This window comes from Wolbachia endosymbiont (group B) of Chesias legatella (genome assembly GCF_964026945.1).
Classification (GTDB): domain Bacteria; phylum Pseudomonadota; class Alphaproteobacteria; order Rickettsiales; family Anaplasmataceae; genus Wolbachia.
The window spans coordinates 1,131,219-1,148,775 of sequence record NZ_OZ034711.1 but is presented as its reverse complement, the minus strand read 5'-3'; the positions used below and the strand labels follow the sequence as shown (position 1 = coordinate 1,148,775).

General features: G+C 33.9%; 17 protein-coding genes. 13 read left to right on the top strand and 4 right to left on the bottom strand.

Going from position 1 to position 17,557, the window contains the following annotated elements; genetic code table 11:
* Positions 1 to 3: 3 nt before the first annotated feature.
* From rpsK to AAGD65_RS05250, 9 genes are all read left to right on the top strand, one after another.
* Positions 4 to 390 (top strand): 30S ribosomal protein S11, encoded by a 387-nt coding sequence (gene rpsK / locus AAGD65_RS05290; protein ID WP_006012273.1) that lies wholly within the window; start codon positions 4 to 6, stop codon positions 388 to 390.
* 20 nt (positions 391 to 410) lie between these two features.
* Positions 411 to 1,478, top strand: coding sequence for a DNA-directed RNA polymerase subunit alpha (locus AAGD65_RS05285; RefSeq protein ID WP_264682360.1), 1,068 nt, complete (start codon positions 411 to 413; stop codon positions 1,476 to 1,478).
* A gap of 7 nt (positions 1,479 to 1,485) precedes the next feature.
* Positions 1,486 to 1,914 (top strand): 50S ribosomal protein L17, encoded by a 429-nt coding sequence (gene rplQ / locus AAGD65_RS05280; protein ID WP_010404731.1) that lies wholly within the window; start codon positions 1,486 to 1,488, stop codon positions 1,912 to 1,914.
* Between the two features lie 11 nt (positions 1,915 to 1,925).
* Complete coding sequence (locus AAGD65_RS05275) at positions 1,926 to 2,279, top strand: YraN family protein (protein ID WP_010404733.1); 354 nt, start codon at positions 1,926 to 1,928, stop codon at positions 2,277 to 2,279.
* A gap of 38 nt (positions 2,280 to 2,317) precedes the next feature.
* Entirely contained in the window at positions 2,318 to 2,866 is a 549-nt protein-coding gene (gene atpH / locus AAGD65_RS05270) for an ATP synthase F1 subunit delta (protein ID WP_064085599.1), read from the top strand.
* Positions 2,863 to 4,404, top strand: a complete 1,542-nt coding sequence (gene atpA, locus AAGD65_RS05265) for a F0F1 ATP synthase subunit alpha (RefSeq protein ID WP_264682364.1) — start codon at positions 2,863 to 2,865, stop codon at positions 4,402 to 4,404. Before atpH ends, atpA begins: the two co-directional genes overlap by 4 nt.
* Before the next feature lie 9 nt (positions 4,405 to 4,413).
* Positions 4,414 to 4,908: a transcription elongation factor GreA gene (greA, locus tag AAGD65_RS05260; RefSeq protein ID WP_007302559.1), complete on the top strand. Its 495-nt coding sequence runs from the start codon at positions 4,414 to 4,416 to the stop codon at positions 4,906 to 4,908.
* Between the two features lie 3 nt (positions 4,909 to 4,911).
* The gene (gene ribB, locus AAGD65_RS05255; protein WP_007302560.1) at positions 4,912 to 5,556 is read left to right on the top strand and encodes a 3,4-dihydroxy-2-butanone-4-phosphate synthase; all 645 of its coding nucleotides are present in this window, start codon (positions 4,912 to 4,914) and stop codon (positions 5,554 to 5,556) included.
* 71 nt (positions 5,557 to 5,627) lie between these two features.
* Positions 5,628 to 6,917 carry a M48 family metalloprotease gene (locus AAGD65_RS05250; RefSeq protein WP_264682367.1) on the top strand — a complete coding sequence of 430 codons (1,290 nt, stop codon included), beginning with the start codon at positions 5,628 to 5,630 and terminating at the stop codon, positions 6,915 to 6,917.
* Between the two features lie 2 nt (positions 6,918 to 6,919).
* On the opposite strand, the gene AAGD65_RS05245 is transcribed toward AAGD65_RS05250, so the two are convergent.
* Together AAGD65_RS05245 and fabG are read right to left on the bottom strand one after the other, a co-directional pair.
* Positions 6,920 to 7,255 carry a TrbC/VirB2 family protein gene (locus tag AAGD65_RS05245; protein WP_264682369.1) on the bottom strand — a complete coding sequence of 112 codons (336 nt, stop codon included), beginning with the start codon at positions 7,253 to 7,255 and terminating at the stop codon, positions 6,920 to 6,922.
* 93 nt (positions 7,256 to 7,348) lie between these two features.
* A complete protein-coding gene (gene fabG / locus AAGD65_RS05240) occupies positions 7,349 to 8,083 on the bottom strand; it encodes a 3-oxoacyl-[acyl-carrier-protein] reductase (RefSeq protein ID WP_264682371.1) in 735 nt (244 codons plus the stop codon).
* A 532-nt stretch (positions 8,084 to 8,615) separates the two neighbouring features.
* Here fabG and ppdK point away from each other — a divergent pair.
* The 4 genes from ppdK (at position 8,616) to AAGD65_RS05220 (ending at position 16,193) form a co-directional block, all read left to right on the top strand.
* Entirely contained in the window at positions 8,616 to 11,285 is a 2,670-nt protein-coding gene (ppdK, locus tag AAGD65_RS05235) for a pyruvate, phosphate dikinase (RefSeq protein WP_264682373.1), read from the top strand.
* Between the two features lie 157 nt (positions 11,286 to 11,442).
* The gene (locus AAGD65_RS05230) at positions 11,443 to 12,744 is read left to right on the top strand and encodes a hypothetical protein (RefSeq protein WP_264682375.1); all 1,302 of its coding nucleotides are present in this window, start codon (positions 11,443 to 11,445) and stop codon (positions 12,742 to 12,744) included.
* Positions 12,745 to 13,001: 257 nt separating this feature from the next.
* Positions 13,002 to 14,036, top strand: coding sequence for an efflux RND transporter periplasmic adaptor subunit (locus AAGD65_RS05225; RefSeq protein WP_264682377.1), 1,035 nt, complete (start codon positions 13,002 to 13,004; stop codon positions 14,034 to 14,036).
* 393 nt (positions 14,037 to 14,429) lie between these two features.
* Entirely contained in the window at positions 14,430 to 16,193 is a 1,764-nt protein-coding gene (locus tag AAGD65_RS05220) for an ankyrin repeat domain-containing protein (protein WP_264682379.1), read from the top strand.
* Between the two features lie 789 nt (positions 16,194 to 16,982).
* Here the strand turns inward: AAGD65_RS05220 and grxD are convergent.
* Together grxD and AAGD65_RS05210 are read right to left on the bottom strand one after the other, a co-directional pair.
* The gene (gene grxD, locus AAGD65_RS05215) at positions 16,983 to 17,306 is read right to left on the bottom strand and encodes a Grx4 family monothiol glutaredoxin (protein ID WP_264682381.1); all 324 of its coding nucleotides are present in this window, start codon (positions 17,304 to 17,306) and stop codon (positions 16,983 to 16,985) included.
* A gap of 16 nt (positions 17,307 to 17,322) precedes the next feature.
* Positions 17,323 to 17,541: a BolA/IbaG family iron-sulfur metabolism protein gene (locus AAGD65_RS05210; RefSeq protein ID WP_264682383.1), complete on the bottom strand. Its 219-nt coding sequence runs from the start codon at positions 17,539 to 17,541 to the stop codon at positions 17,323 to 17,325.
* Between the last annotated feature and the right edge of the window lie 16 nt (positions 17,542 to 17,557).

Below are 17,557 nucleotides of genomic sequence, written 5' to 3'. Positions count from 1 at the left end.
TTTATGAAAAAAGTTAAAACGGTTGGTAAGAATACAAAAAGGTTTATTACTGGTATTGTCCATATTCGTGCAACTTTTAATAATACTTTTGTAAATGTGACTGATGTTTGTGGTAATACGCTTTACCAGACTTCTGTTGGTGCATGTGGTTTTTCTGGTTCGAGAAAATCCACACCTTATGCTGCAGGTAAGGTTGCCGATTCTGCTGCGAAGAAAGTAATAGAGAGATTTGGTATGAAGGTTGTTTCTGTAATAATTCGTGGTCCTGGTTTTGGTGCAGAAGCTGCAGTTAAAGCACTTCGGAATTGTGGATTGACTGTCACTTCAATTGCAGATAAAACGGCGATACCTCATAATGGGTGTAGACTAAGGAAAAAAAGAAGAGTATAGGATATTTGGAAGGTTTTTGTATGTATTATAGTGATAATGTCTCTTTCTGTGGAAATTTAGATAGATTAACTAAGCCTAATGCGATTAAGGTAATATCAGGTGATTCAAGTAAAAAAAGTGATATAGTTCTAGAACCTTTGGAAAGTGGTTTTGCTTTAACGTTGGGTCATGCATTAAGGCGTGTAATGTTGTCTTCTCTTCGCGGTAGTGCTGTTTATGGAATAAAAATTGAAGGCGTGAATCATGAATTTACTTCGATCCAAGGAGTTAGGGAAGACATAACTGATATAGCATTAAATATGGGCATGTTGAGATGTAAGTTAAATAACACGTCTAATAAGTGCTTAAATTTGAGCGCTAAAGGGCCTTGTCAAGTATTAGCTGGAATGATAGAAACTGATGACCAATGCTCTATTGTTAATAAAGATTTGGTGATATGTACACTAGGTCAAGATGTGGAGCTTAACATTACTATATATGTTGCTAGCGGAAAAGGTTATCTTCCTGTAAATAAATATAAAGAAAATGAATTTTTAAAGCTTATGAATGAACAAGATTTAATTGGTTTTATTCCAGTTAATGCTTTATATAGTCCTGTCGAGAGGGTTTCGTATAGAGTAGAGAATAGTCGTGTTGGTCAAGTTACTGATAAAGATAAGCTAATATTGTCAATTGAAACTGATGGTACAATCTCTCCAAGTCAAGCTGTTGACTATGCTGCAAGAATATTACAGGAGCAATTTCAGCCTTTTATTAGTTCTGATATTAGTTATAAAAAATCGCAAGTTTCTTTGTCTAGTGGTGCTAAAGATTTGGGCTATGATCCTGTTCTATTGCGTAAAGTAGATGAAATGGAATTATCTGTTAGATCTCATAACTGTCTGAAAAATGAAAATATCACTTATATAGGTGATCTTGTGCAAAAGACGGAAGTTGAAATGTTAAGAACTGCTAATTTTGGCCGAAAGTCTTTGAATGAAATCAAGGCAATTTTAAATAATTCAGGTTTGTCTTTGGGTATGAATATACCAAATTGGCCGCCTAAGGATATAGATGAACTGGCTAAACAACATACTGATGAGGATTAGGTAGTATATGAAACATGGAATAAAGAAAAATAAACTGTCTCGTTGTACCGAGCATAGGTTATCAATGTTAAAGAATCTATCTATCTCGTTAATTAATCATGAGCAGATTGTAACTACTTTACCAAAGGCTAAAGCACTTCGTCCATATGTGGAAAAGTTTATTACAATTGCTAAGAATAACGATTCTTTACATGGTAGAAGGCTTTTGCTTTCACGTCTTCATAATAGTAAGTTAGTAGTTGATAAATTATTAAGCGTTCTAGCTAATCGTTATCAAGACCGTAAAGGTGGATATTCTAGAATAATAAAATTTGGTACTCGAAAGGGTGATTGCGCTCCAATGGCAGTGATAGAGCTAGTTGATAGAGATATTTCAGCAAAAGGTGAGATTTATAGTAAAAATAAAAAAGGAAGCAAAGTAGTTACACAAAGCTAATTATTCTTTTTATGGTAAGTAGGTTGCGCTATTTTGTAGGTTACTTTGGAGAATTGTTAGTTTCGATATATTTAAAGCTGAAATTCTATAATGTTATAAAACGTCGCTTCCGTTGTAAGTTGGGTGAAATTGACTTAATTGTATCTAAAAAAAGGGAGCTGATTTTTATAGAAGTTAAAACAAGTTTATTTGGAAAAGAAGTACCGATATCTCATTTTCAGTGTCAGTCTATTATAAATTCTTCTAAATATTTCTTAAGTAAAAATCTTGATTTTTTAGATTATTCAGTCAGATATGATTTATGTTTTCTTTCCTTAAGGAGAAGACCTATTTATATAAAAAATGCTTGGATTGAACAATGGTAGCTAAAATAATTTAGATTTACTAGAATAGGTAATTGAATATGAAAAACAATAATTTAGTTTCATCTTATGCTAGAGCACTGTTTCATGTCTCAGGAAGCAGATTAGGTATTATAAGAAAAGAAGTAGAATTTTTGTTAGCTTTTTTTAAAGATCAAGATGTTTTTGTGTATCTATCTCATCCTATGGTTTCTCTTTTGCACAAAAAAGAAGCGATACTTTCTATAAAGGAGAACTTGAGTGAAAACTTAGTCAAATTTATTATGGTTACACTTGCAAACAAGCGCTCCCGTTTATTAATCCTTATATTAGAAAAATTCTTAAATCTTGTAAGGGAAAGTGAAAATGAATTGGAAATTACTATAAAATCAGCAGAGATTTTAAAGAAACCTGATATAAAAATAATTACTGAATCTTTGAACTTTCTTGGTAAAATAATAAAAGTCAGTCATGTGGTTGATCCTTCTATACTAGGTGGCTTTGTAGTTAGGTATGGTTTTAACTTGATTGATGCTTCGCTTAAGAGTTATTTGGATAGATTGGTTGATTTGAGTAAAATGGAAATGTTGAAAATAAGGAATTGTATATGAAGAATAGCATGAATGCCTCTGAAGTAGTAAACATAATAAAAGAGAAGGTTGAGACATTTGATAATCCTATAAAACGAGAAAATATAGGTGAAGTAATTTCAGTAACGGATGGTATCACATTGGTCTATGGGCTGGAAAAAGCAAAGTTTGGTGAAAAGGTATCTTTTGCAAGCGGTGTAGAAGGAATAGTTCTTGATTTAGATCATGATACAGCTGGAATAGTTGTGCTTGGCAATGACCGTGATGTAAAAGAAGGGGACGTTGTAAAATGTAGTGGTGATGTTGTACAGGTGCCTGTAGGTCATGAATTATTAGGGAGAGTTGTAAATGCATTAGGCGATCCTATAGACGATGGTGGAGAAATTAGAGCCAAGAACAAAATGTATATAGAATCTAAAGCGCCAGGTATTATTGACCGTAAATCTGTGCATGAACCTCTGCAGACAGGAATTAAAATTATAGATTTGTTGATTCCTATAGGTAGAGGGCAACGTGAATTAATTATTGGCGATAGACAAATTGGTAAAACCACTATTGCGATTGATACTATTATCAATCAGAAGAAGATTAATGATGAGGTAAACGAAAATCAAAAAATTTACTGTGTTTATGTTGCTATTGGACAAAAAATTTCGACAGTAGCAAAAGTGGTGAATAAGCTAAAAGAAAGTGGAGCATTAGAGTATACAACCGTAGTTGTGGCTAGCGCATCTGACTGCGCGCCTATGCAATTTTTAGCACCTTATACCGGTTGCACTATTGGAGAATTTTTCCGTGATAATGGAATGCATTGCTTGGTGGTATATGATGATTTATCTAAGCATGCTGTGGCATATAGGCAGATGTCCTTATTGCTCAGACGTCCTCCTGGTCGTGAAGCTTATCCTGGAGATATATTCTATGTACACTCTCGCTTGCTTGAAAGAGCTGCCAAAATGTCTGATGAAAAAGGACAGGGATCTTTGACTGCTTTGCCGATTATTGAGACTCAGGCTGGTGATGTATCTGCATATGTTCCAACTAATGTGATTTCAATTACCGATGGACAAATTTTTCTTGAGTCTGAATTATTTCACAAAGGATTTCGCCCTGCAGTGAATATAGGTTTATCGGTTTCTCGGGTTGGCTCTGCTGCACAATTGAAATCTGTGAAAAAAGTTGCTGGTTCTATAAAGCTGAGTTTGGCCCAATATAGAGAACTGGAAGACTTTGCTAAATTTGGTTCTGATCTTGATGCTACTGTTCAATTGTCCTTAAACAAAGGTAAATACCTTATTGAATTATTAAAGCAAAAACAGTATTCACCTATGCAAATAGAAGAGCAAGTATTGCTTATGTATATCTTTTCTAATCTGTATGGTCAATTAAATAAGGTACAGGTGAGCAACATCAATAGGTTCGAGTGTGATCTTATCAATTATTTTCAAACTGTTCACCCTGGAGTTTTAAAAAAGTTGTCAGGTGACATGAATGATGATATAAAAGATGATATTCTTGGTATTGTGAGTGATTTTGTCACTCAATTTAATTGCGTTTAGGCGGTGATTATGACTTCATCCATTGTTAACAAGTTTCCTATTACAAGGGAAGGTTTTGAGAGTATGCAAGTCGAACTTGAGAAATTAAAGGAAGAAAAACCTTCTATCATACAGGCTATTTCTGATGCTCGTGATCAAGGCGATTTATCTGAAAATGCAGAATACCATGCAGCACGGGAAAGATTAAGTTTTATTGAAGGCCGCATAATTGAGGTAGAGAGTAAACTTTCACATGCAGAAGTGATAGAAGTAAAAAATTTGTCTGGTGATACAGTAATGTTTGGTGCAACTGTTACGGTAAGCATGCTCGGTGATGATAACAGTGAAATAGAATATGTTTATAAGATTGTAGGTGGGTATGAAGCTGATGCTTCAAAGCAGTTGATCTCTACGGATTCACCACTCGGTAGTGCTTTAATTGGCAAAAAAGTTGGTGAGTATGTGGAAGTGATAGTGCCAAATGGAGAGAAATTGTATAAAATAGTTAAGATTGAGTTTAAGTAAATCATGGTACAAGTAACTTATCCTTCAATTAGTCTACCCGGTATTTCTTCTGTGGAAGATGTATTGAGGGATGCTAGTTCTGGTAAATTATTCATTTTAGTTGACGATGAAAACAGAGAGAATGAAGGTGATCTGATTGTATTAGCTGAGAAATTAGAGCCAGAACATGTGGCTTTTATGGTTAGATACGGTACAGGGATTGTTTGTTTAGCAATGACTAAAGTTCACATGAAAAGGTTAGGCCTTAGTTTCATGGAAAAAAAAAATGTTGGTGAAAATCATACTGCTTTTACTACATCAATTGATGCACGTTATGGTATTACTACGGGTGTTTCAGCTGAGGATAGAACAAAAACTATACATGTTGCTATTGATAAAAATAGAACTCAGGATGACATTATAACTCCCGGTCATATTTTTCCTGTGATTGCACATGAGGGTGGAGTAGAGCAACGTGCTGGTCATACTGAAGCAAGTGTTGAGATAGCTAAGTTAGTGGGATGTAATCATTCTGCAGTTATTTGTGAATTAGTGAATGATGATGGCTCTATGATGCGCTTACCCCAGTTGCTTGAATTTGCTGAACAACATAATATTAAGTTAACTACCATTGATAAACTTATCAGTTACGTTCAAAATTTAAACTAGCGTTTATAGATTCGTATAGTTTAAGTGTTAAAATACAAAATTCCTCAAAGTTATACAAACAAGGAATTTCCATGTCTAAGCTTTTTGTTTTACTATTTTTTTTCGTATACTGTAATAGCGCTTACTCTGTTAGTATTATTAGAGATAGTGAAGTGGAAGCGGTAGTTAAGGATCTAGCGCAACCTTTATTTTCTGCTGCGGGTATTGATAATGATAAAATAAAAGTTTTTATAGTTGATGATAGATCGATTAATGCTTTTGTAATTAACAATAATAGCATTTTCATTCATTTAGGGCTTTTACAATATTCGACTGAACCTTATGTCTTACTTGGTATATTAGCACATGAAATTGCTCATATATCTGCTGGTCATGTATTACAAATGAGTAGTGCTGTAGGTTATTTTCAATCAATAGCAATGATTAGTTATATGGTAGGATTAGTTTCTAGTATTGTCATTAACCCTCAGGTTGCGAGTGCAATCTTGCTTAGTGGTGTAACGCTTAGTTCAAGGTTGTTTTTTAACTATTCTCAAGAGCAAGAGAGTGTAGCAGATAGCTATGCTTTAAGATACCTAGATGAATCTGGCTATGATAATTTGGGTATGAAAGAGATTTTTGACTATTTTAAGAGTATTGAGCATGAAAACACTGAAGAGTATTTCCGCACTCACCCACTTAGTGATAAGCGTATATTTGCTGTACAGAATTATAAGGTTAAAAACAATATAAAACCAATCCTTGCAGATAAATTGCTGAAGTTTGAGCGTATGGTTGCAAAGCTAGACTCTTTCTTTGCTCCTATTCATGTGTTATCTAATAAATATGAAGGTAGTTCTAAGTATGTAAATGCTGTAATTCACTATAGGCAAGGAAAGATAGAAGAGGCTATTACTAAAGTTAATTCATTGATTCAAGAGTCACGCAATGATCCTTATTTATATGAATTAAAAGCGGAGATGTTATACAAAGCTGGAAATTTAAGTGAAGCAATAAAAATGTATGAAGAATCACTTAGATATTTATCTGAGAAGAATAACTATTTAGTGAAACTTGCGTTATCTCATACTTTATTATTACACGGTGAAATAGAGAAGGCAATTTTTTACCTAGAGCAGGTTGCAAACGTAGAAACAAATAACGCCTTTGTCTGGAAGTATTTAAGTATTGCATATAAACGTAGCGCTGATATAGCAATGTATTATTTTGCTTTGACGAAAAAGGCTTGTATTGAAGGTAATTTAGAGAAATTTATGAAATACGCCGATTTAGCTGTTAAAAGCTTACCAAAAGACAGCTCTTACTTGCTACAAATTGAAGATATGAAACAACAATACACACAAAAACACGCTTACTTTTAGGATTATTTTCCACACTTATCCAACATATCTTTTACTTCAGTACTTATATTGGGTATAATTTTCATTATAATCGTTTTGGCGCCAAAAAATACACCACAAAACATACCTAAGGCAAAGAGAGCTGGCCATGGCATTCTACCAAATATTGCAAGCAAAGCTGCACCTATTATGACTACAGTCATAAGTGGTCCGCCTATTCCCCAAATATAACCAATAATATTACATATTACTTGGGCAGTTGTATCATCTATATCATTAGCAGCACTTGCGTAATCTGAAAAAGAGAGAAACAGCACTATACATAAAGCATTAAAAAATTTTTTTATTATATAGCTCATTCTTTTGCCTCCAAGTAATAAACTAGTGTGAATCTAAATTTATATATATTTATTTTAAGGTAAAACTCATAGTTTGTCCATAAATAAGTGTTGCTACATAAATAGCCCACCATTGATGTTAAGCACATGCCCCGTTATATATCTTGCTTCGTCGCTTGCTAAAAACAATACCCCTGCTGCTATTTCTTCTCCTGTTCCCATTCTTTTCATTGGAATGTTATCTAATATTTTTTCTTTTTGTTTTTCATTTAAAACTTCAGTCATTTTAGTATCTATAAATCCAGGAGCAATGCAATTTACTGTTACACCGCGACTTGCAACTTCTTTTGCTATAGATTTGCTCATAGCTATCATTCCAGCTTTAGAAGCTGCATAATTTGCCTGCCCAGCATTGCCTGTTAAACCTACTATTGAGGAAACATTTATAATTCTTCCCCAGCTATTTTTAATTAATTTCCTGCATGCTTCTCTATTTAGTGTAAATGTAGAGCTCAAATTAATATCAATCACCTTTTGCCATGCTTCATCTGTCATTCTCAGCAATAAACTGTCTTGTGTAATGCCTGCATTGCATATGAGCCCATCAAAGCCTTTCATCGACTCACTTGCTTTATTTATTAGTTGATTTACCTCCTCAGCATTTGATAAGTCACAAGGGAGTACGTGAATGTTTTTTTCATATTTTTTAGCAACTTCTTCGAGTACTTCTTTTTTTGTACTAGAAATACATAAAGTTGCTCTGGCCTTATGCATAATTTCTACAATTGCTTGCCCTATCCCGCCTGATGCACCAGTAATCAGAAATTTCCTGTCTTCTAATCCGAACATGATAATTTTTATATTATTCCAGCTCTTAACAGAATATTAAAAGACTTGCAATAGATTTTTTTCATAACTTTCATTTAATAGAAGCTTCTTGACAACTCTTGTGTTTATTGGCGAAAATTATGGCGGCTGCATGCCTTTTTTTATTTTTTTCTATTCAGCCTAAACTCGCTTCGTTTAAGCGTTAGCACATTATCAATTACAGTAATAAAATCAGCACCATGTGGATTCTTTTGCCTTTTTTTGACTGGTAAATTTCTTAACACTTATAGCTAAAGTAATTTAAGAGAGCCAGCGCGTGACTAGTTCTTATTACTTGATCAGTCTTCTGGATCCCAGTACTGGGATGACAGGAGTGTGAGATAAGGCTACATTCATACTCCAACAGGTATGACATCATAGAGGTCATTGAGATGACAGACTTGAATGACAATAGGGACATTAGAATGAAAGGAAAAGAGGCTATTTAATTGTGCTGAATTTTACAAAATTTATTACTCCTGCCTGACAAATTTATTAGAATAGTATGTATAGTATGTTTATTAGTGAAAATCCGAAAAAAATGCAAGAAAAGTTAATATATTACTTTAGCCAAAGCAACTGTGAAGGTAATGCAGCAATGAGAAATCTACTAGGAGGGAAGGGAGCAAATCTGGCAGAGATGTGTAACATTGGCATTCCTGTTCCACCTGGTTTTACAATTTCCACTGCTGTTTGTCAGGCCTATTGTCAAGATAATGAATTGTCTTGTGATCTACGTAACGAGATAAAAAACTACATGGCGATGCTCGAAAGTGACATCGGTTGTAAATTCGGGGATTCAAATAATCCTTTATTAGTTTCCATACGCTCTGGTAGTGTGAATTCAATGCCGGGCATGCTTGATACTATTTTAAATGTTGGTCTAAATGATGAAACCGTTGTTGGGCTTGCAAAAAAAAGTGGCGAACGTTTTGCTTACGATAGCTACTGCCGTTTCATCATGATGTACTCGAGTGTTGTACTACAGCTTGATCATCACCTATTTCAAGATGTTATTGATAATGAGCAGCAAAAGAGTGGAGCAAAAAGCTTAGCTGATCTTGATGTTAATGTTTTAAAGAAAATTGTTAATGATTTTAAAGAGATAGTATGTGAGAAAATAGGAAAAAATTTCCCGCAGAACGTTGAAGAGCAATTGTTAAACTCAGTTAATGCAGTATTTGCCTCTTGGAAAAATGATAGGGCTGTTTCCTATAGAAGAATACATAATATTCCTGAAAACCTTGGAACAGCGGTCAACGTGCAAGCAATGGTTTTTGGTAATTTAAATGATAATTCTGCAACCGGCGTGATATTTACACGTAATCCTTCAACTGGAGAAAAAAAGCTTTTTGGTGAGTTTTTAGTTAATGCTCAGGGTGAGGATGTGGTTTCTGGTGTTTATACTCCTATGCCAGTTAACGGCGAGCAAGAAAACACCATAGAGAAGTTGCTACCAAACATCTACCGAGAATTATGCGCGGTATGTGAAAAACTTGAAAGTCATAATAAGGACATGCAGGATATCGAATTTACTGTACAGGACGGTAAGTTATGGATTTTGCAGACTAGGTCTGGCAAGCGCACAGCCGAAGCTGCTATTCGCATAATAGTTGATATGGTAAACGAAGGAGTGATTACAAAAGAGGAAGGAATATTGAGAATTGATCCAAAAACTTTTGACAATTTATTACATCCAGTTCTTGATGTTAAAATCGATCAAGAAGTAATAGGCAAAGGACTGCCAGCTTCTCCAGGTGTTGCTTCTGGATATGTAGTATTCAGTGCAAGTGATGCTGAAAAAGCTGCAGAGCAGGGTAAAAAAGTAATTTTGGTAAGATCAGAGACGAGCCCTGAAGATATTAATGGAATGAATGCTGCAAGTGGAATAGTAACAGCGCGAGGAGGTATGACCTCGCATGCCGCTGTTGTAACTCGTGGAATGGGTAAACCATGCATTTGTAGTCTAAATGGACTTTATATTGATAAAGATGAAAAATTTCTTTCTATAGGGGATATAAAAGTAAATAAAGGTGAATCAATCACCATCAATGGAGGAACAGGAGAGGTTATGCTTGGTATTCTCCCTACAATTTTGCCTGAATTATCTCAAGAATTCAAAACGATAATTAACTGGGTAGATGAAATCAAAACAGTGAAGGTGAGAGCGAATGCTGATACTCCAAAAGATGCAAAAATTGCAAAAGAATTCGGTTCAGAAGGTATAGGATTATGTCGCACAGAACATATGTTTTTTGCTAGTGATAGAATCGAATTCATTCAAAAGTTGATAATAGCTGATGATGAAAATGAAAGGACAAATGCATTAAATAAACTCGAAGAAATGCAAAAGTCTGATTTCAAAGAAATATTTTCTATTATGGAGGGCAGGGAGGTTACTATACGTTTACTTGATCCACCTCTACATGAGTTTTTGCCCCACAATCAATCTATTATAGAGAAAATTGCCAAATCACTGAATAAGTCAGTTGAATCAGTAAAAAATAAAATAGCGCAGTTATCAGAAAAAAATCCAATGCTTGGCCATCGAGGGTGTAGGCTTGCTATTTCTCATCCTGAAATATATAAAATGCAGATTAGGGCAATACTCAGTGCTGCAAGTGAATTAAGGAAAGAAAAGAAGATAGAAGTGAAACCTGAAATCATGATTCCTTTTATCATGAGTGAGAAAGAGTTTATTCTGATATGCGAGTTAATAAAGAAAGAAGCCGAAAATTTCGATGTGAACTATTCAATCGGAACGATGATAGAACTTCCACGAGCAGCACTGATTGCTGACAAACTCGCAAAACACGCAGAATTTTTTAGTTTTGGCACTAATGATTTAACACAAACAACTATGGGACTTTCACGAGATGATTCAGTTAATTTCCTCGATTCTTATAAGGAAAGCAACATATTCAAAAACGATCCCTTTGAGGTGCTAGATGTCGAAGGGGTAGGGGAATTAATCAGAATAGCTATCGAAAGGGGCAAAAAAACCAGAAAAGAAATTAAACTTGGTATATGTGGAGAGCATGGAGCGAATCCACAGTCCATAGAGTTTTTCATCAAATCAGGGGTTGATTATGTGTCATGCTCGCCTTATAGAGTACTGGTTGCAAAATTAGTGGCAGCACAGCTTAGCATAAGTTTGTTGGGCAGCACAACTGTACGAACATAGATTTCGCTAACAAGTAGCGGAATGATGATTTTTCAAATTGTCGATAAATCTAAGTCAGTTTAGCTATTTTGCTGCTACTTTTTTTCTTAATATCTTAAGAAAGATTGACTTTTTGTTTAAAATAATATAAGATAAAGTAATAGTGAGTTAGGTAAAAATGTCAATATTAAAAGAACGTAAGGAATATTTACTAGAAAAGTTTAAATATGCTGCCAAAGAATTTGGCAAGTCTGGTACAAAGTCCAATCATCTAGCAGTACCAAAGGAACAGCAACTCTCTATTGATTTAGGTAATAGAAAAGTTTTTGGTATCATAAATAAGATTCTGTATTGGATAGAGAATAATTTTACTTATTTTTTTCCACGATATAATTTGTTTCCAGAAGTTGGAGTTGAAGGAAGAAAAATTCCTGGAACTAATACAAGGGTTAAGTATTTTACTCCAGATGACCAAGCAGAATATACTAAAATTCCTTATAAAGGAAAATTATACGTGGACTTAATTCCAGAAGTGGAAGGTAACAAGTTAAAAGTCTTTAAAAGCAAACTATATGATACAACTGATAAAATTAGTAAGGGTAAAAAAGGTTGTGTAGCTTATGTTATCACGCTTGATGGAAAATTAGTAACTCATGAACATATTAATGTTAACAAAAGCGAATGGGCTTATCGTCATTCAACTCTTGCAGGCGGTAAGCCGATTTTATGTTCTGGTTTAATGAAAGTGGTAAATGGTAAAATAACTTATATAGACAATAATAGTGGGCATTATAAACCAGAATCAGCAAACTTATACAATGCAGTGAAAAAATTAGAAGGTCTATTTTCGGAAGATGCAAAAGTTGTTTGCCTACCATATTGGATTAGCTTGAAAAAACAAATTCCGCTTATACGCAAAATTAGTCTAGCCAAACGAGAACCTGTAGAGAAATTCTTGGAAAGGATGGAGAAAAAAGGGAAAGATGGATTGACTCAATATGAAAGACATTTTCACAGGATAAAAGAATTTAATGAAAAATACTCAGAGAAATTAGAAAGCCAGTCGGTTTATGCTAAAGTAGATGCCTGCAGTAATCCTAAAATAATAAAAATGGCAATAGAACACTCAATAAGGAGAATTATTGGAGCAAATTATGGCCATAAGCCTACAGTTGCGCTTGCTAAGGCACAGGTAATAGATAAAGATGGAAAGCTGCAAGAAACGGACGAAATAGTAGGTATAAATGTTGCTTTTCACCATAAGAATGATCGTGATGGCTTTGCTAAACTTCTAGATTTCAAAGAGTATAGCTATATTTGTCATTTGCAAAATAAAGATAGAGCTGTTATGGAAAAATTAATGCCCAATAAACATGCAGTTTTTATGAGTACAGACCAGGCTAATAAATTTATAAAGGGCACTTTACAAATTAAAATTGATAGTGTTGAGCAATTGGGTGTTGGTTTAGTGATGGGCTAAAGCTCTGTTTAAATATATATTTAGTTTTGTTACAATATTCTTATTTTCATCATATAATATGATGGAAATTTTATGCACAACTTTTTTATTTGATTAAAAATTGCATTTTTGCAATAAAAACTTATTTATTGTAAGAAAACTTGCTCATATAAAACTATTTATAGAGTGACAATAGCTGTGTTATACTTACACTTCTGATTCGAAAATTTATGCAGTTATTTCTAACAAGATTGGTCAATAAACTTTACTGTTTAAGGATGAGAAACAAAGTAATCATCGTTTCCGGTATTGCTCTTATTCTACTGTTTTTTATCAACAATACATTTTTAAAAAAAGATCAGGCGGTTCATAGTGATAATCCAATTAGTAGTTTTTCAGTAAAAACTCAGGATTATACTCCACAAAATCGCACTGTATATTTAAATTTTTCTGGTACAGTAAATCCCTTGCATAGGGCAAGCCTTGTCTCAAGAACAAGTGGTCAAGTTATTGCTATTTATTTGTCTGATGGTGAAAAAGTAAAAAGAGGCGATGTAATTTTAAAGATAGAAGATTATGACAGAGTTGCACAAGTTGAGAAAGCCAAAGCTTTGTTAAATCAGCGTGAAATTGAGTATGATTCCTCTAAAAAATTGAATAAAAAAGGCTATGGAGCACAGATAAGAGTGGAAGCAGCTTTTACTGCATTGCAGAGTGCAAAAGCTGACCTAAAAAGGCTAGAGTTGGATTTAGAAAATACTGCGATTAAATCCCCTATTGATGGTTATGTAGATAAGATCAACGTAAATGAAGGGGATTTTGTTAATCTTGGACATAAGATAACTGACATAGTTAATTTTGATCAGGTTCTTGTAGTGTTGTATGTTTCAGAAAATGAAGTAAATAAAATAAAACTGGGTAGTGCAGCGCAAATTAATTTGCTAGACGGAAGGGAATTAGTAGGTGAAGTGAGTTTTATTAGTAAAATTGCTGAGCCTAAAACTGGATCTTATAGAGTGGAGGTCAAGGTAACTGATAATGAAATTATATCCTTGCAAGGACTGACTGCTAGTGTAAGCCTACCTTCAGGTGAAAAATTTGCATATAAAATTCCCTCTTCAGCTTTGAGCTTAAATGACGATGGTATTCTTGGAATAAAGATTGTTGATGACAATAATTATGTAGTATTTACACCAATAGAAATTGTTGACCATGAAGACGATGGAGTTTGGGTAGTCGCAAATAATGAAAGTAAGCCTATAAAGTTAATAACATTGGGCCATCTATTTGTTAAGCCTGGTGATAAGGTATAACTCGAATGTCAACCATACAACTGTACGAACGTTGCAATATGGCACATAGTAACCCGTGACACATAACTACGAGCATTGTTTCAGCAGGAGGACAGTGCTTGACACTTGAATCTAGGAATTCGATTGGGCACTAAATTGGTAAACACGAAAGCGCTCTACAACATTTTTGTGCAAAACGACTGGGTCCCGCATTCACTAATTTGACTGATGAAAAAGGAAAGTCAATTACGTGAATTGAAGTTTAAGAGACTATACAGAAATTAAGATGAGAAACGTACTTGTCATAGCAAATTTACATTTTTGTGAAAAATTTTTTATCATATGTCAAAAAACATATTGACTTAAGTACTTTTATATTACTAAATACCAATTTAAACATATTAGGAGTGCAAAATGAGTTTAAGTTCTGAATTAATTGAAGAGGTAGATCAAGGAAATATCCAGGCAGTTAAAAATTTTATTGAGCAAGGTGGTAACATAGAAGCTAAAGACAATGATGGGTGGACACTTTTACACTATGCTGCATGGAAAGGCCGTAAAGAGATTGTTGAATTTCTTGTGGATGAAGAAGAAGCTAATATTAATGCTAAAGCTAATGGTGATAGTAAAAAGCCTATACATGCTGCTGCTAAAGCAGGTCATAAAGAAATAGTAGAATTTTTTCTTAGTAAGGGGATAGGGGTTGATGATGCTGATAATGATAAATGGACACCTTTACACTATGCTGCTGGGAGAGACCATATAATGGTTGTTAAATTTCTTGCTGATCAAGGAGCTAACATAGAAGCTAAAGACGAGAAAGGACGGACACCATTGTACCATGCTGCATGGGGAGGCCATAAAGAGATTGTTGAATTTCTTGTGAATGAAAAAAAAGCTAATATTAATGCTAAAGATAATTGTAATAGTAAAAAACCTATACATGCTGCTGCTAAAGAAGGTTATAAAGATATAGTGGAATTTTTTCTTACTAAGGGGATGGGGATTGATGATGCTAATAGTAATGGATGGACGCCTTTACACTATGCTGCATGGAAAGGCCATAAAGAGATTGTTGAATTTCTTGTGAATGAAAAAAAAGCTGATATTAATGCTAAAGTTATTTATGAAGGTAAAAAGTCTATACATATAGCTGCTAAAGAAGGTTATAAAGATATAGTGGAATTTTTTCTTACTAAGGGGATGGGGATTGATGATGCTAATAGTAATGGATGGACACTTTTACACTATGCTGTTGCTTATAGCCATTTCGAGCTTTCTAGATTTCTCCTTGCTCAAGGAGCTACCATAGAAGCTAAAAATAAGGATGATAAAACATCTTTAGACTTAGCTCGCGAAAGAAATAACACGGGAATGGTACATCTTCTAGCGCAAGCAAAATTAGATAAAGACTTGATAGCTGCAGCTGCAAGAGGAAGTCTCCAAACAGTTAAAAATCTTGTTGAGCAAGGTGCTAACATAGAAGCTAAAAATAAGGATAATAAAACACCTTTAGATCTAGCTCGCGAAAGAAATAACATGGAAATGGTAAATTTTCTAGCGCAAGCAAAATTAGATAAAGACTTGAGAGTTGCAGTTATAAGAGGAAATCTCCAAACAGTTAAAAATCTTATTGAGCAAGGTGCTAACATAGAAACTAAAGACAAGGAAGAATGGAAACTTTTACACTATGCTGCTGTGAGAAACCATATAATGGTTGTTAAATTTCTTGTTGAGCAAGGAGCTAACATAGAAACTAAAGACGAGAAAGGACGGACGCCATTGCACCGTGCTGCTGAGAGAGGCCATAAAGAGATTGTTGAATTTCTTGTTGATCAAGGGGCTAGCATAGAAACTAAAAGTAAGGATAATAAAACACCTTTAGACTTAGCTCGCGAAAGAAATCACACAGAGATAGTAAATTTAATGCAAGCAAAATTAGACCAAAAACTGACAGCAGTTCCGAAAGAAAATCTCCAAACAGTTGAAAATCTTGCTAAGCAAAGTGCTAACGTAGAAGTTAAAGATATGGATATTTCCAATGACAATTTAAAAAGTGACAGAAGTGCTTCTTCTAATGATAGCTTAGAAAGTGACGGAGATATTGCTCCAGGTACGACTGTAAAAGAGGCAAAAGTAGAATCTTATACTAAATCAAGAAAAGCACAAAGACAATAAGTTGAAAATGTGATGTAAAGGAGATATGTGCAACTGAGACTGAGGTACATTAGCCAATCTATTTGTTAAGCCTGGTGATAAGGTTTAACAAATTCAGTGTATCTGTTCAGATGTATGTGAAACCAGTGCTTTTTTCTCGTCACTTTAGTGTCAAGTACTGACCATAGAAAATTGATAATGAATCATCTTTGTTTTTTGCTTTAGACACACAGTTTAAATATTGTGCAAATACATATTATATCTATTTTAGTATATAAATATGAACACCATACCTATACAGATATGACCACTTTTTAAGTGTGTATGGCAAATTTACCATGAAACGGTTTTTTGTTAAGCTTTCTTTATAAAAACCATGGTACCAGTTGGTTTTTATTAGCTAAAGTAAAGGTCAAGTATCTGGAATTCTGGACATAAAATCCCCCTGTATAAAAAGAGTTAAAAAAAAATGCAGTGCACATACGACAGAGATTAAGTATACGTGTATACACTGAAGAAGATACACTACATTTTTTAATGAATTTGATTGTTTAATAGAAAAAGTCTGCAGACAAAGATAGATTCTGAGCTCTTAAAATATCTCTAATTATGATTATAATCACATTTTAAATATGCGCAAGCAATTTTTTTCTTGTAAAAAAAAGAATTCAAAAGTTGGTAGATTTTGAGATGAAAAAAAACTACTAAAAAGCTATTCGTTCATCAGGGTAGAAAAGGTAGAAGGTAAGGTTACATTCCAGTATCAAATGACACCATTTGTTTTCTCTTTTACCACTCTGCTGTGTAAACTTACTCTGCAATAACCTTTTTTTCTTTTAGCAAATTTTGTAACTCACCTTTTTCATACATCTCACGAATTATGTCACAACCACCAATAAACTCTCCCTTTATATATAATTGTGGAATTGTTGGCCAATCAGAGAAACTTTTTATGGACTGACGTATTTCATCATTCTCAAGTACGTTGATGCATTTAAACTTTACATTCAATTTTTTGAGAATTGACACGACGAGTCCAGAGAATCCACATTGAGGAAAGTCAGAGGTGCCTTTCATATACAGCACTACATCGTTTTCTGCTATGTCTTTTTTTATTTGTTCAAAGTTGTTCATAAATATCACCTTAATTTTAAGTGCTAGTTTCTAATTGCAATGCATGTATAGACTGACCTTCAAGAGCCTTATATACCATTCTGTGTTGTTCTATTTTTGTCTTTCCAGAAAAACACTTGGAAGTTATTTTTAAATGGTAATGATCATCATCTCCAGCAAGGTCCTTAATCTTTATATCAGCATCAGGAAATGATTGTTTGATAATTTTCTCTAACTCGTGAATTGTAATAGTCATCAGTTTATTTTAATTA

Excerpts from the sequence above, each read along its gene's own strand:
- rpsK (WP_006012273.1), top strand. The coding sequence starts at position 4 with ATGAAAAAAGTTAAAACGGTTGGTAAGAATACAAAAAGGTTTATTACT.
- AAGD65_RS05285 (WP_264682360.1), top strand. The coding sequence starts at position 411 with ATGTATTATAGTGATAATGTCTCTTTCTGTGGAAATTTAGATAGATTA.
- rplQ (WP_010404731.1), top strand. The coding sequence starts at position 1,486 with ATGAAACATGGAATAAAGAAAAATAAACTGTCTCGTTGTACCGAGCAT.
- AAGD65_RS05275 (WP_010404733.1), top strand. The coding sequence starts at position 1,926 with ATGGTAAGTAGGTTGCGCTATTTTGTAGGTTACTTTGGAGAATTGTTA.
- atpH (WP_064085599.1), top strand. The coding sequence starts at position 2,318 with ATGAAAAACAATAATTTAGTTTCATCTTATGCTAGAGCACTGTTTCAT.
- atpA (WP_264682364.1), top strand. The coding sequence starts at position 2,863 with ATGAAGAATAGCATGAATGCCTCTGAAGTAGTAAACATAATAAAAGAG.
- greA (WP_007302559.1), top strand. The coding sequence starts at position 4,414 with ATGACTTCATCCATTGTTAACAAGTTTCCTATTACAAGGGAAGGTTTT.
- ribB (WP_007302560.1), top strand. The coding sequence starts at position 4,912 with ATGGTACAAGTAACTTATCCTTCAATTAGTCTACCCGGTATTTCTTCT.
- AAGD65_RS05250 (WP_264682367.1), top strand. The coding sequence starts at position 5,628 with ATGTCTAAGCTTTTTGTTTTACTATTTTTTTTCGTATACTGTAATAGC.
- AAGD65_RS05245 (WP_264682369.1), bottom strand. The coding sequence starts at position 7,255 with ATGAGCTATATAATAAAAAAATTTTTTAATGCTTTATGTATAGTGCTG.
- fabG (WP_264682371.1), bottom strand. The coding sequence starts at position 8,083 with ATGTTCGGATTAGAAGACAGGAAATTTCTGATTACTGGTGCATCAGGC.
- ppdK (WP_264682373.1), top strand. The coding sequence starts at position 8,616 with ATGTTTATTAGTGAAAATCCGAAAAAAATGCAAGAAAAGTTAATATAT.
- AAGD65_RS05230 (WP_264682375.1), top strand. The coding sequence starts at position 11,443 with ATGTCAATATTAAAAGAACGTAAGGAATATTTACTAGAAAAGTTTAAA.
- AAGD65_RS05225 (WP_264682377.1), top strand. The coding sequence starts at position 13,002 with ATGAGAAACAAAGTAATCATCGTTTCCGGTATTGCTCTTATTCTACTG.
- AAGD65_RS05220 (WP_264682379.1), top strand. The coding sequence starts at position 14,430 with ATGAGTTTAAGTTCTGAATTAATTGAAGAGGTAGATCAAGGAAATATC.
- grxD (WP_264682381.1), bottom strand. The coding sequence starts at position 17,306 with ATGAACAACTTTGAACAAATAAAAAAAGACATAGCAGAAAACGATGTA.
- AAGD65_RS05210 (WP_264682383.1), bottom strand. The coding sequence starts at position 17,541 with ATGACTATTACAATTCACGAGTTAGAGAAAATTATCAAACAATCATTT.